Source organism: Actinocorallia libanotica (assembly GCF_039525175.1).
GTDB lineage: Bacteria > Actinomycetota > Actinomycetes > Streptosporangiales > Streptosporangiaceae > Actinocorallia > Actinocorallia libanotica.
This window is the reverse complement of record NZ_BAAAHH010000029.1, coordinates 20538-34684: the sequence shown is the minus strand read 5'-3', so window position 1 is coordinate 34684 and position 14147 is coordinate 20538. Positions and strand designations below refer to the sequence as shown.

Sequence of the window (14147 nt, the reverse complement as noted above, 5' to 3'; positions counted from 1 at the left end):
ATGACACCGGCTCGGCGGCATGACAACATCCACCCATGGTCGAGGAGATCCGAGCCGAGCACCTGGGGATGGGCGACCTCGTCGAACTGCCGACGGTGTACGGCCCTGAGAGCATCCGTGTGACCGTCATCAAGCCCCGGGTCTCCGGAATCAAGTTCAAAGGCCTGAACGGCAACGGGACCACTTATTCGTGGGGCTTCGAGTACGGGCAACTCGTCAGACGTCTGGCGGCTGGCCCCGAGACCGACCGGCCGGCTTCGGGGTTCCGAGAATCGGAGCTTCCCCCCACGGGTCGGACGCCGCCCGCCGAGGACAGCCGGTAGCGGACCTGATCGTCGTAGAGGAGCCAAGGGTGGCGCAGGTGTAATCGATTCACGTACACATTCCACGTGTCCTGATATATCGTTGCATCGCTGAAAGAACGTGCCAGCGGGTGTCCGTCCAGGAAAAACACAGCCTGGGGGCAAGGGGCAGTCCCTCCGCCTTCACCTGCGAAGAGCCACTGAGGAGCCCACGATGGCCGGTGAGATCCAGCTGATCAGCGACGACGACGGACTGGCGGTCATCGGGGATCCGACGACTGTCGAGAAGTTCCTTGCTTCGGAGGGGCTGTGGTCGTCGTCGAAGGACCTCGGACAGCGGCTCAGGTCCGTCCTCGGCGCAGGGGCCGTGATGGCGCAGGCGGGTTCCGAGATCGCCGCCGGCTCGGGCCGCTGGTTGAAGCTGACCGAGGAGTCCGCGCAGCGTGTCCTGGAGTACGGGCTGAGGACGAGTGCGACGACAGGTCTCAGCACCGGCGTGCTGAAGGGAGACTGGGGCCAGATCGGAGGATTCGTCGAATTCGTCAGGGGGCCCGGAACAATGCTTCTGAACCCGGAGACGCTTTCCGGCGTTGCGGGGATCATGCAGCAGGCCGCGAAGCAGCAGTCCATGGCCGAGATCACCGCCTACCTCGCCAGGATCGACAGGAAGATCGACGACGTGCTCCGTGTCCAGCGGGACCAGGTGCTGGCGCGCCTGGACGGGGCGGACTTCATGATCGAGGACGCCATGACCGTCCGAGAGCACCAGGTGGGCCGGGTGGACGAGGTCACGTGGTCGACGGTGCAGGACACGCCGGGGAAGATCGGGGACACCCAGTCGTACGCGTTGCGCCAACTCGACGACCTCGCGAAGAAGGTCGAGCGCAAGAGCAAGATCGGCGATCTCGCCAAGGCGGCCAGGGAGATCGAGTCCGAGGTTCGGGTATGGCTCTTCGTTCTGGCTCGCTGCTTCTCCTTGCAGGACGCGTTCGACGTGCTCCGGTTGGACCGCGTGCTGGACACGTCTCCGGCTGATCTGGACGGGCACCGCCTCGGCCTGAGGGCTGCCCGGCAGAAGCGGCTGGACGCCATCTCACAGGCCACCGAGCAGCTGACGGCCCGCATGGACGCGGCCGCCCACAGGGCCAACACGAGACTTCTGTGGCACCCGACCGCGTCCCCGGCCGTGATGAACGCGCGCAACGATGTCGCGACCGGCGTCCATGATCTCCACGGGCTGCTCGGGATCGGGTCCGGCCGCGGCTCATGGAAGACGAGACGATGGGTGGACGCGGCCGCGGAGGCGAGGGACAAGGTGCTCGAGACGGGCGCGGAGGTCGGCGGCACCGCCATACAGCTCGGTAACGAGACCTTCGACCGGGCCAGATCGGTGACGGCCAAGCTCTCCAGCAGAATCGCCGAGCGAGCGGTCCGCCGGCGCGCGGACGACGAGGAGACCGACGCGAAAAGGTGAGTGTGGGGCGGCAGCACCGACAGCTGGTTCGCCAGGCTCCCCCATCGCTTCCTCGGAAGAGCGAGCGAAAGATCCCATGCCGCTACCCCTCCGCTTCCATGGGACTCGATTCATCGAAACGAGGGTTCCGACAATCATCAAGAGCTTGTCGGACTCGGGTGTTCTACTTGTCCGAGGCCCTTGGTGTGTTCTTCTCCCGGGCTCGAACGGAGTGGAGCATGTCAGGCGAGTACTACCGTCGAGGCCACATGGTTACCGGCAAGAACGGTCGCCGGTTCTACCGCAGCGGTCACTGGGTGAGAAGGAATTCCGGGGCGGCGGCGGGCGGGGGTGCGGTCGTGATCCTGATCATCGCTGTGATCCTGGTCCTGGGCTCTGGCGGCTCAGGCCCCGAAGAGCCGCGGGAGAAGCCCGTCGTACGCACGCCCGCCGTACCCGTCCCGGCCGTCCGAACGGTGACACCGGGGACGACGCTCGCACCGGATCCAGGAATCACCGACCTCCCGGATGTCGTCATCGAGTGACCGGGCAACGAGCACGACATCGACATCTATGCGATCCGGGTCGGGCTCTGGTTCGTCAGGATCAGTCACGCCTGGCCTCCTCTATGTACTCGTCCACGTCCTGGCCGCCGAGCCAGTCCGGAGCGATCCCGAGGAGATCGTCAACGGATGCCCTGCCTCGCTCTCCGAACTCCTCCAGCTCCTCGATTTCCATGCGTACCGCCTGACCGCGCCTGTTACGCGTCACCTTGCCTTTGGCGATGACTCGCTTGCGCCAGTAGAGGTCGTGTGCTTCTTCTGCCATGTCGGCGGACAGACAGCCTGTGACGGCCCTACGGGTCTCGGGGTCGTAAAGCCCTACGACGAGCAGCCCTTTGTGCATGCGGCGAGCGCTCATCGTGTCCAGCCAGCCGATCACCGACCCCAGCGAGGTGTACGCGCCCTGCACCGCCTGCTGAGCGTGGGCACGAACGGGCTCTGACACCGGAAAGAACTGCCCGGGACTTCCGTTGACCGTCGCGAGCGATACTTCTTGGACGCCTCGGCCGGGCTCCCCCAGGGTGAGGATTCTCTCCAGCGTGCGTTCCGTGTAGTACTCGGGACCTCCGGCTCACGCTGAAGGCGGTCCACCCCCGCCACCAGAGCGTCGATCGGCGCCAGGACGGAGCGTGCGTCCCTGTTCCGCGTCCGGTCGGCGGTGATACGGACTTCGATGTCGGCACCGCGGCTCGCGAGGTCGGAGATGACCCACTTGGGACGGCTGCCCCTCAGGTGGTAGGCACGATCGATCTCGCTCAGCGCCAGACGCAACTACTCCAGGTTCTCCTCCAGCCGAGCCAGCTCAACCCGCTCGGCTCCGGAGCGAATCCGCATCTCAAGAGCAGTCGTCATGCTGCCAAAGTAGCCATCGGAGCCACGCAACGCCACGACGTCGGACCCGTCCACCGAAGCCTCCTTCCCCATTACTCGGCCGAAGGAGAACCATTGGAGCATACGGAACGTGTTCGATGTGGGCGGTTCGCGTTACAGGAGTCATGAGACCGCGGCCGCAGACGACCACAAGAGGGGCCGCCCGGACACGAATAGCAAGCGTAATGAACGTGTAATTAATTCACAGGCACTTGTTGTGTAGGCATCATCTAACATGACGACCCGTGGAACGAGCCCATGACGCGGCCCCATCCAGGAAGACCACGATCGTGGAGGCAGGAATGATCTCCCCCGGGCACGGCCGGTTCCGCTTCTCCCCCCGGCGCATCGGGCTGTACGTCGCGAGTGCTCTCGGCGGAATCGCCATCGTCGCCGGCAGCGCCTACGCCTCGAACCTGGCGTTCCCGCTCGCCCCGGAAACCGAGAACCCCCGCCGGGTGTCGGGACCGGTGGTGGCGGACAAGACGTTCGTCCCGGCCGCCACCCGCACGGAGACGACCTGGGTCGACCAGGGCTGCAGCCAGTGGACGAGCCTGGGCAACTGCTTCATGCCCAGGAGAGTCCCCGTCCAGCAATACATCCCGGTCCCGGCACGGTACGTCATCGTCCTGCGGGACGCCCTGGGGAACAGGACCAAGGTCGAGGTGGCCGAGTCGGAGTACGCCTCATGCGCCGTCGGCGACGCCTGGAACGAGTGCAGAAACTCCTGATCAGCACGGACGCTCCGCATCAACACCCAGATACATCGACGCGAGAAAGGAGAATCTCTCCCATATCCGGATTTGCCTGACTACGGTGATCGGCATGAGGGCAGGGGATGTACTGGGAGACCAGTTTCTACTGGAGCGGCTCCTGGGCGAAGGCGGAATGGGCCTCGTCTGGGAAGGATTCGACCAGTGGTTGCAGCGGCCTGTGGCCATCAAGGTACTGCGGGCCGACCTGCTGGAAGACGGGAGGTCCGCCCAGGCACTGGCCCGCTTCCACCGCGAAGGGCAGGCCGCCGCCCGGTTGAACCACCACAACATCGCAGTCGTCCACGCTTCTGGAAAACACCGCGAGCAACGGGAGGACGGCACCGAGACGACCTATCCGTTCCTGGTGCTGGAGTACCTGGAAGGCAGAGATCTGGGGACGGTGTTGGAACAGGACCATCCCGGCGGCCTGCCGATCGCGGACGTCCTCGAATACGGAGCACAGGTCTGTGACGGCCTGGCCGTCGCACATGACGAAGGGATCGTGCACCGCGATATCAAGCCGGCCAATCTGATGCTGCCGCCCGACGGGACGGTCAAGATCTGCGACTTCGGGATCGCCCACCTTCAGGACGCCGCCTTCGAACTGACCGGCACCGGAGTCCAACCCGGCACCCCGGCCTACATGGCCCCCGAGCAGATCTGCGGTCGGCAGGTCGACCACCGGGCCGACCTGTACGCGCTCGGCGCCAGCCTTTACCTTCTCCTGACCGGCCGGACCGTCTTCCCCGCAGGCAACCTGCCCGCCCTCATCGCCATGCATATGAACACGCGACCCGACCCGCCCAGCGCCCACCGGGTCGGCATTCCCGCCCGCCTCGACGCCCTCGTCTTGAACCTGCTCGACAAAGAGCCTTCCCGACGACCCGCCTCGGCCGCCCAGGTAGCGGTACTGCTGCGCGACTGCGCGGCCCACGACCCCGGATGTCCGCCGACCGGCGCACCGCTGCCCCCTCCCACCCTCCAGATCCACTCGGCCCACCACCAGGCTGCGCGCCCCGCACCGTCCGCGAACACCGAAAAGCTGGTCCGCTTGCACACTGCTTGCTCGCAGCACCTCGGCGCGGCTCCTTCGGGGCTGGGCGAAGCAGGCCGTTATCTCGTCACTTTCGGTTTCTTGATCGCCTTCGTCCTCGGCGGCATCAACAGCGACTCCCCCAAATCCAGCGAGTTCTTCTACATATTCATATCCACTCTTTCTGTATTTGCAGTGGCGGCATTCCTGTTGGACGAAATGATCAAGAGCCGTTCGGCTCGAACGATTTCTTCGGTCCTAGACGAACTCCGCGACCACCCCGATCAGCTAAAGCTGCGAGAAGCGCAGGCGACCCATGGCGTCCGAGGTCTGCGAGAAGCATTGGAGACTCTGGGCGTCCGACCGGCCGAAACCGACCGGCATGCATCTTCGAACCGGCCGTGGTGATCTCAGTTCACCAAAGACAGGCACGTAAACGTCAGGGTCCAGCGTACTTGCCTCCGTCCGACCCACTAGGGTCTGAACCTGCCCCTGAAATACCGGTTCCAGGAGAGACATCGTGAAGCCCACGCTGGCGGCCGAGGAACTGCGCAAGAGCCTGACGGAGTACCTCAGTACGACCTTCGCGCTGGTCGAGCCTCCCGTGAGAGGAGCCCTGGAGCGCTTCCTCCTCCACGATGAGCAGGGCATCTTCCGCGGTCCCTATCTGCGGATCCGCACGCCGTTCCGGCCCGCCGAGGCCGGGTGGGACGGCTGCCTGCAGTGGGCGCCCGACGGCTGGAAGCCCTACCGGCACCAGGGCGAGGCGCTGCGCAGGCTCAGCAGCCTCGGCAAGGCTCCCGAGCCCACGCTGATCACCACGGGCACCGGCTCAGGGAAGACCGAGTCCTTCCTCGTCCCCGTGCTCGACCACTGCCGCCGCGAGAAGGCGTCCGGCAGGCGCGGCGTGAAGGCCGTCCTCCTGTATCCGATGAACGCGCTCGCCACCGACCAGGCCGGGCGGATCAACGCCTACCTCGAGCAGGAACCTCTGCGGAACGTCACGGCCGCGCTCTACATCGGCGACGCACCGGCGACCGGGTATGCGCGGGTGATGACGCAGCGGTCCGAGATCCGGCGGAACCCGCCGGACATCCTCATCACCAACTACAAGATGCTCGACCTGCTGCTGCAGCGCGGCGACGACCTTCCTCTCTGGAAGGACGCCGACCTGCGGTACATCGTCATCGACGAGTTCCACACCTACGACGGGGCGCAGGGCACCGACGTGGCGATGCTGCTGCGCAGACTCGCGTCCGCCACCGGCGGCTCCCGGCCGGGCAGTCCGATGGGCGGCATCTGCCCCGTCGCGACCAGCGCGACCCTCGGTGAGGGAAGCGGGGAAAGCGGCGGATCCATCCGGGAGATCGCCGAGCAGGTCTTCGGCGTGCCCTTCCCCGAGGACTCCGTCATCGGGGAAGACCGCCTCTCCCCCGAAGAGTTCGTCGACCTCGACGACACGCTGCCGCTGCCCTCGCCGCACGAGCTGATGGACTGCGGCGACCCGCTCAAAGACCCGGCCGCCCTGGACGCCCTCGCCGAGAAGATCACCGGCCGGTCCGGACTCACCCCGTCCGGGCTCGGCGGGCTGCTCAAGCGGCACATCCTCACCCAGGCCGTGCTGGAACTCCTCAGCGGCGGACCGAAGACTCCGGACGAGCTGCTGGAGCTGCTGCCCCGCCGCGGCGCCTACGGCTGGGGCTCGGTCGTCAAGCAGTCCCCGAAGAAGGCGTCGGCCGCGCTCGCCCGGTTCATCGCGCTGATCTCGCATGCCCGCGATCCCGAGAACCCCGACCGCCCGTTCCTGCTGGTCGAGACGCACGTCTGGGTGCGGGCCGTCTCCCGGCTGCTGCGGCTGGCCCACCGCACCCCGGCGTTCGCCTGGGTCGGCGAGCTGCCCGTACTGGGATCCGACTCCACGCTCAACGTGGTCGGGCGGAACCTGCTCCCCGCCGTCTACTGCCGTCACTGCGGCAGGTCCGGCTGGGCCGCCTACTCCCCCGACCGCAATCCCGCGGAACTCGTCACCCAGCCCGAGCGGATCTACCGGGCGTCCGTGAGCGAGAAGAAGCGGGTACGGCCGCTGATCCTCGCGACCAAGACCGAGTTCACCGAGAACGCCCGCAACCTGGTCGCTCTCGAAGGCGACCGCCTCCGGCCCGTCGATCCCGCCCGCGACGAGTACGGCGAAGGCGACGTCGTCTTCGTCCTGGCCGACACCAACAACGACGACGCGGGGAACAACGCGGCCAAGGCCGACCGGTGCCCGGCCTGCGACATGGACCAGGGCATCCGCTTCCTCGGCGCCGGACTCGCCTCCCTCGCCTCGGTGGCGATCACCCAGCTCTTCGCCGGCGACCAGCTCGAGGACGGGCAGCGCAAGACGCTGATGTTCAACGACTCGGTGCAGGACGCCGCGCACCGGGCCGGGTTCGTCGCCAGCCGCTCCTACCAGTTCTCGTTGCGGCGGCTGCTGGCCTCCCGGCTGGAGTCGGCGGAAGCGACACGGCTGAACGAGCTGATCGCCGACGTGGTCGCCGCGGCCTCCGACCCGGCGGTGCTGCCCGCCGTCGTCCCCCCGGACCTGCACGAGATCGAGGAGATCGACGCGATCCTCGCCGGGACCACCACCGGCGGACCCAGGGCGTGGAAGCTGATCGGTGAGCGCCTGGCGTTCGCCATCGTCATGGAGCTGGGGCTGCGCTCCCGGCAGGGCCGCACGCTGGAACTGACCCGCACCGCGTCCGCCGAGGTGGTGCTGCCCGACCCGGAGAAACTCACCGCCCTCGCCCGCGACGAACACCAGCGGGTCCCCGGCCTGGTCGAGCTCGCCTCCGAGGAACGCTACCTCGCCTTCCTGCGCGGGCTGCTGGAACGCCTGCGCACCCGGGGGGCGATCAAGCACCGGTGGCTGGACCCGTGGCTCGCCAACGCCGGCACCAACCGGTACAAGGCGATCTGGGGCAAGCGCCCCGAAGGCATGCCCGCCTTCCCCAAGGGCCTGGGAGCTCCCACGTTCCTGCTCGACCGGGCCAAGAACCGCTCGGAATTCGACCGCATCGACTCCTCGCAGAGCTGGGCCCAGGACTGGACCACCCGCTGCCTCGGCCTGCCGCGCGGCACGGCCGGAGGCTACCTCGCCCGGATGCTCTCCCATCTGGCGAGCGAAGGCGTTGTCTCCACGCGCACCGCGAGCGACGGCGCGACCCGCGTCTACGGACTGCAACCCGGCCATATCCAGGTCCGGCTGCTGGAACCCGACGAAGCCGAACGGGCCGGGGCCGGGTGCGACGCGTGCGCCTGGACGCAGACCGTGCACCCGTCCCTCGTCCATGAGTGGATCGGACAGCCCTGCCCCCGCTACCGCTGCTCCGGCCACCTCACTCCGCGCACCGGCCGCTCCTACCGCAACGACTTCTACCGCCGCCTCTACACCGAGCGGGAGGACGTCTTCAGCGTCGTCACCGCCGAGCACACCGGCGCGCTCACCCGCAAGCAGCGCGAGACCGTCGAGGAGCGCTTCCGCGAAGGCGACCGCTACAGCGACCCCAATGTCATGTCCTGCACCCCGACCCTGGAACTGGGCATCGACATCGGCGAGCTGTCGGCCGTGGTGCTGGCCTCCCTGCCTCCCGGCCCCGCCAACTACGTGCAGCGGGTCGGCCGCGCCGGGCGCCGCACCGGCAACGCGTTCCTCGTCACGATGGTCGGCCGCTCGCCCCGCGACCTGTACTTCCTGGACGAGCCCCGCGACATGATCGCCGGGGAGATCGTCCCGCCCGGCAGCTACCTGTCGGCCGTGGAGATCCTGCGCCGCCAGTACGCGGCCCACCTCATCGACAGGGCCGCCCGCGGCCTGCTCGGCGATGCGCCGCCGCTGCCTCGCGTCGCCTCCGCGCTGTTCGGCGGCACCGGATGGCTCGCGGTCTTCACCACCGCCGCCCTCGCCGACGCGGACGCCCTCGTCACGGGTTTCCTCGACCTGTTCGGCACGCATGTCTCCGCCTCGGCCGCCGCCGAACTTCGAGGCTTCGCCGCTTCCGGGTTGAAGGAGAAGATCGAGAAGATCCAGCAGGACTGGGACGGCAGGCTCGCCGAGCTGCGCGAACGCCGCCGCCGGATCGAGGAGGCCGTCGAGGATCTCATCGAGTCCGACCCCGGGCAGCGGGCCGCCAAGAAGAGCCTGGAGGTCGAGAGCGGAGCCGTCGCCAGGCGCATCGGCGAGATCGGCCGGCAGAACGCCCAGAACGCACTCGTCGAGCTCGGCCTGCTGCCGAACTACTCCCTCCTCGACACCACCACCGCCTTGGAGGCCACCCTCACCTGGGAGGAAGCCGACCCGAAGGACGAGAACCGGCCGCTTTACCGCAGCGACATCCGTGAGTACCAGCGTCCGGCGTCCGTCGCGCTGACCGAACTCGCCCCCGGCAACTCCTTCTACATGCTCGGCTACGAGCACCAGATCACCGGTCTCGACGTCGGCACCGACGCCCGCCAGACGGAGAAGTGGCGGATCTGCCCGTCCTGCGGGTATGTGCGGACCCACCTCGCCGAGACCGACGCCTCGCCCTGTCCGCGCTGCGCCGACCCGGCCATCGGCGGCGTCCAGCATCTGCACCGGGTGCTGAAGCCCGCCCGCGTCACCTCGCACGACCGGCGCGACGACGCCAAGATCCGGGACGACCGCGACGACCGCAGGCGCATGTACTACGAGGGCGCGGTCGCCGTCGACATCGACCCCGCCGACTTCGCCCCCGGTTCCTGGCGGCACAGCCGCCACACCTTCGGCGTGGACTTCGCCCGCCGTGCCGTCGTCCGCACCTTCAACCTCGGACCCGCCAAGCAGGACCGCCCGGCGGCCGACAGGTTCGCCGGCTCCGACGTCCGGCTCAACCCGTTCCGCACGTGCCCGGTCTGCGGCGGCACCGCCCTGGAGAGCGGCCTGGCCGCCGCCCAGACCGCGCTGGCCCAGACCTCGTCCATCGACAAGTCCCGCCAGCACCACCGCGGCTGGTGCCGCCACCGGCGCTCCGCCGACGACGTCGAGCACCTGGAACTGATCCTCGCGCACGAGCTGCCGACCGAGGCGCTGCGGATCCTGCTGCCAGTCGCCACACTCATGATCGAGGAGCGGACCGTCTCGTTCCAGGCCGCACTGATGGCCGGGATCGCGGCCGGTTACGGCGGTGACCCCTCCCACCTCCGGGTCGTCACCGCGACCATGCCGGACGGCGAGACCGGACGCCGCCGCCGCTTCCTCGTCCTGCACGACGCGCTGCCCGGCGGCACCGGCTATCTGCACCGGCTCGCCGACCCCGAGGAGTTCCGCGGGGTCCTGTTCGCCGCCTACAAGCTGATGCACGACTGCCCCTGCGCGGCCGACCCCAACAAGCGGGCCTGCCACCGCTGCCTGCTCTCCCACGTGCCCGCCCCGCTCTACGACCGGGCCGACCGGGCCGAAGCACTCGGCATGTTCGAGGAACTCCTCGAGGGCTGGACGACCGAGGAGGTCTCCACCACCCACGCGATCTCCCTGTGGGACCTGATCGAGAGTGAACTGGAGGCACGGTTCCTCGGCGGGCTGGAGGCCTGGGCGCGCCGCCCCGACACACCCGGCACGCTCGCCCGTGGCGACGTCATCGCCGGACGCCGCACCGCGGACCTGCGGATCGAGGCCGACGACTCGATCGTGCACTGGCAGGTCACCCTGCAGAACACCATCCGCAAGACCCGGCCCGACGTCCTGTTCCGCAGGCTCGACGGCCCGCCGCTGGAGGTCGCCGTCTATCTGGACGGCTACTCCTACCACGCCTCTCCGGCCGTCAACCGGCTCGCCTACGACGCCCACAAGCGCATGCAGCTGCGCGCCCACGGACGGGTCGTCTACCAGCTGACCTGGGACGACCTGGAGGACTGGGAGAAACGCGGCCACGCGCCCGACGTCTCCGGCGATCCCAAGCGACCGCCCTACGGCAACACCGCACAGATGGCCGCGCGCAAGGCGTACAAGGGACGAGCTCCCGGCCGGGAACCCGACGAACTGGTGCGCACCGTGTGGACCAACCCCGTCGACTCCCTGCTGGCCTTCCTCCGCGAACCCGATCCGGAGCTCTGGCTGCACCGCGCCGAAGCCGCCGTCAACGGGCTCGCCCAGATCGGTGACAAGGTGATCTGCTCCGCGGGCGCGGGCGGCATCGCCATGGCGGCTCTGCGCGGGGAACCGCTGCCGCCGCCAGGCCAGGGCAGGACCGTCGTCGCCCGGACACACGACGCTTACGGCTGCCCGCTGGTCGTCGTGGTCGACCAGCGGTCCGATATCTCCTTCTCCGCGTTCGCCCTGATCGACGACCGGGCCGAGACCGTCGCCGCCGACGAGCCGTCCCACAAGCAGCGCTGGGCGGCCTGGCTGTACTGGGGGAATCTGCTGCAGTTCCTCGGCCACGGTTCCGGCGACGGCGTCCAGCTGGCCCTGACCCGGCTGGACGAGTTCGATCCGTCCTTCCTGGTCGTGGAGGGCGGCGCCGGAGTGCGGACCTCCCTCGGCCTCGTCCCGCTGGACGCCGACCTGCTCGACGGGCAGGCACCGGCCTCCGTCCCGCCCTCGCCGAGCATCCCGGCGCCCGTCCCGGCACCGCGGACGCCGCCCGTCCCTCCCGAGGGCGGCGTCGACTCCGGCTGGACGGAGGTCTTCGACCTGCTCGATCCCGACGAGCCGTTCCTCGCCGATTTCGCACAGCGGCTCGCCGCCCTGGGCGTGCCCGCGCCCGCTCACGAAGAGGTCGGCTACGAGCTGGGCGAGCAGGCCTGGCAGGCGGAGATCGCCTGGCCCGCGGTGAAGATCGCGATCGTGCTGGCCGGGGACGGCGACGAGGAGAAGAAGCGGAACGCCGCCTACGAGGCGGCAGGATGGTCCGTGCGTGAGGTGCAGGGCTGGACGGCCGAGGAGCTGGCCGACCGGATCAAAGGAGCGTGAACGTGCAGGGCGGGGCGACACTGCGGCTGCTGGACAAGGCCGACAAAGAGATCCTCAAGCTGCCCCGAGAGGTCAAGGGGGCGATCTACGAGTTCCAGCACAGGTTCCGCAAGGACCCGCACTCCCCGGCGCTGCACTTCAAGCAGTTGAAGGGCCACGCGCAGCTCTACTCCGCGCGGGTCCACAAGGACTACCGCGCGCTGCTGCTGCACGCCGGCGGCTCGGAGTACATCCTGGTCGCGGTCAAGGACCGCAAGGACGTCTACGAGAACCTCGATCGGATCAAATACCAGATCAACCCGGTCTCCGGCGGTATCGAGTTCATCGACCTGGTGAGCTTCGAGGAGAACATCGAGGCGACGAGGTCCGACAAGGCCGCCGAACCGGCGCCTGTGCCCGTTGCGCCCCCTTCCAGCCTGTTCACCGCCTTCACCCGCGAACAGCTGCTGGATCTCGGCGTGAGCGAGGCACTGCTCGGCCTGATCTGGAAGATCAACACAGAGGAGGAGCTGCTCGTCCTCACCGACCACGCCCCTCAGCTCACCGGGGACGTCCTGCTCGCCCTCCACGACGGCAGGAGCGTCGAGGAGGTCCTCGACCAGATCACCACTCCGGTCGCCGCCGAGGACGAGGTCGACACCACCGACTACGCCACCGCGCTGGCCCGTCCCGCCACCCAGGTCACCACCGAGGACACCGACCTGCGCGAGGTCCTGGAGGACGACTTCTGGCGCTGGAAGATCTTCCTGCACCCCACCCAGCTGAAGATCGCCGAGCACCGCCCCTACTCGGGCCCCGCCCGGGTGACCGGCGGCCCCGGCACCGGCAAGACCATCGTCGCGCTGCACCGCGTCCGGCACCTGGTGGAGCGGCTGCGGTCCGGTGAGAGCAAGGACGTCCTGCTCACCACCTTCAACAAGAACCTCGCTGCCGACCTGCGCCGGCGGCTGCTCGACCTGGCCGGGCCCGACGTCGCCAAACGCGTCGAGATCGTCAACATCGACAAGCTCGCCACCCAGATCGTCGCCCAGGCCGCGGACGGCGACAGGCGCCGCTGGATCGACGACGCCCGCGCCGTCCAGGAATGGCAGGCCATGCTGGACGAGCTGGACGAGCGGCGCTGGGACGCGGAGTTCCTGCACGCCGAGTGGTCCCACGTCATCCTCGGCATGGCCATCGCCACCCGAGCCGACTACTTCCGCGCCCGCCGCGCGGGCCGGGGCCGCAACATCAGCCGCGCCGACCGGGCCGCGATCTGGCAGCTCGTCGAGCGGTATGTGAAGCGGCTCGACACGATGGGGGTGTGGACCTACCGTCAGGTCGCCGAACGCGCCGCCCGGCTGGAGCTGGACCGCAAGCTGAAGCGGGAGGCCTTCGAGGCCGCGCAGGTCAGCTCCGAGAAACTGCACCGCGAGTCCGGCATCTCACACCACCCCCGCTACAAGCACATCGTCGTCGACGAAGCCCAAGACCTCAGTGCCGCGCACTGGAAGATGCTCCGCGCGATGATCCCCGAAGGCCCCGACGACCTGTTCATCGCCGGCGACAGCCACCAGCGGATCTACGGCAACCAGGTGTCGCTCGGCAGCCTCGGCATCAACATCCGGGGCCGCTCCCACAAGCTGACGCTCAGCTACCGCACCACCCGGGAGATCCTGCGCGCCGCCCAGGGCGTGCTCGGCGACGGCGAGTGGGACGACCTCGACGACGGCCGCGACGACCTGACCGGCTACCGCTCCGTCCTGCACGGTGCCCGCCCCGCGCTGCAGGGGTATGCGACCTGGGACGCCGAACTCGACGGGATCGTCGAGCAGATCCGCGAGTGGGACGACATCGCCCCCGCCGCGATCGCGGTGTGCGTGCCGGAACGGCACATGGTCGCCGAGGTCGAGAACCGGCTCGGCCGAGCCAGGATCATGGCCGCCTCCATCGGGCCCGACGGGCCGAAGGTGCACGAGGCCGTCCATGTGGGAACGATGCACCGGTTCAAGGGCCTGGAATACCAGCGGATGATCATTGCCGGGGTGTCGGAGGGGCTCGTTCCCGCGGCGCGCATCGAGCAGTACGCCGACAGCGACCCGTTGCGCTACCGGCGCGAGGAGAAGCAGGCCCGCTCGCTGCTGTTCGTCGCCGTCACCCGCGCCCGCGACACCGTGCGCATCACCTGGCACGGCGAGCCGAGCCGCTTCCTGCCGTGA

At 68.7% G+C, this 14147-nt stretch carries 9 protein-coding genes; 7 read left to right on the top strand and 2 right to left on the bottom strand.

The annotated features are described in order from the left end of the window. The first annotated feature begins 35 nt into the window (after positions 1–35). The 3 genes from ABD140_RS28895 to ABD140_RS28885 all read left to right on the top strand — a co-directional run bounded on the left by ABD140_RS28895 (position 36) and on the right by ABD140_RS28885 (position 2300). Positions 36–323 (top strand): hypothetical protein, encoded by a 288-nt coding sequence (locus ABD140_RS28895; protein ID WP_344244183.1) that lies wholly within the window; start codon positions 36–38, stop codon positions 321–323. 193 nt (positions 324–516) lie between these two features. Further along, positions 517–1776, top strand: coding sequence for a hypothetical protein (locus ABD140_RS28890; protein WP_344244182.1), 1260 nt, complete (start codon positions 517–519; stop codon positions 1774–1776). Between the two features lie 218 nt (positions 1777–1994). Continuing rightward, positions 1995–2300: a hypothetical protein gene (locus ABD140_RS28885; RefSeq protein ID WP_344244181.1), complete on the top strand. Its 306-nt coding sequence runs from the start codon at positions 1995–1997 to the stop codon at positions 2298–2300. A 61-nt stretch (positions 2301–2361) separates the two neighbouring features. Here ABD140_RS28885 and ABD140_RS28880 read toward each other — a convergent pair whose 3' ends face one another. Both ABD140_RS28880 and ABD140_RS28875 read right to left on the bottom strand, forming a co-directional pair. Beyond that, complete coding sequence (locus ABD140_RS28880) at positions 2362–2697, bottom strand: hypothetical protein (RefSeq protein ID WP_344244180.1); 336 nt, start codon at positions 2695–2697, stop codon at positions 2362–2364. Positions 2698–3089: 392 nt separating this feature from the next. Then, on the bottom strand, positions 3090–3224 hold the full coding sequence (locus ABD140_RS28875; protein ID WP_344244179.1) for a hypothetical protein: 135 nt from the start codon (positions 3222–3224) through the stop codon (positions 3090–3092). A gap of 209 nt (positions 3225–3433) precedes the next feature. Here ABD140_RS28875 and ABD140_RS28870 point away from each other — a divergent pair, with 209 nt between their 5' ends. From ABD140_RS28870 to ABD140_RS28855, 4 genes are all read left to right on the top strand, one after another. Further along, a complete protein-coding gene (locus ABD140_RS28870; RefSeq protein WP_344244178.1) occupies positions 3434–3919 on the top strand; it encodes a hypothetical protein in 486 nt (161 codons plus the stop codon). 94 nt (positions 3920–4013) lie between these two features. Beyond that, positions 4014–5384, top strand: coding sequence for a serine/threonine-protein kinase (locus ABD140_RS28865; protein ID WP_344244245.1), 1371 nt, complete (start codon positions 4014–4016; stop codon positions 5382–5384). 112 nt (positions 5385–5496) lie between these two features. Further along, on the top strand, positions 5497–11949 hold the full coding sequence (locus ABD140_RS28860; protein ID WP_344244177.1) for a DEAD/DEAH box helicase: 6453 nt from the start codon (positions 5497–5499) through the stop codon (positions 11947–11949). After that, the gene (locus tag ABD140_RS28855) at positions 11946–14147 is read left to right on the top strand and encodes a UvrD-helicase domain-containing protein (RefSeq protein WP_344244176.1); all 2202 of its coding nucleotides are present in this window, start codon (positions 11946–11948) and stop codon (positions 14145–14147) included. The genes ABD140_RS28860 and ABD140_RS28855 overlap by 4 nt, the downstream gene beginning before the upstream one ends.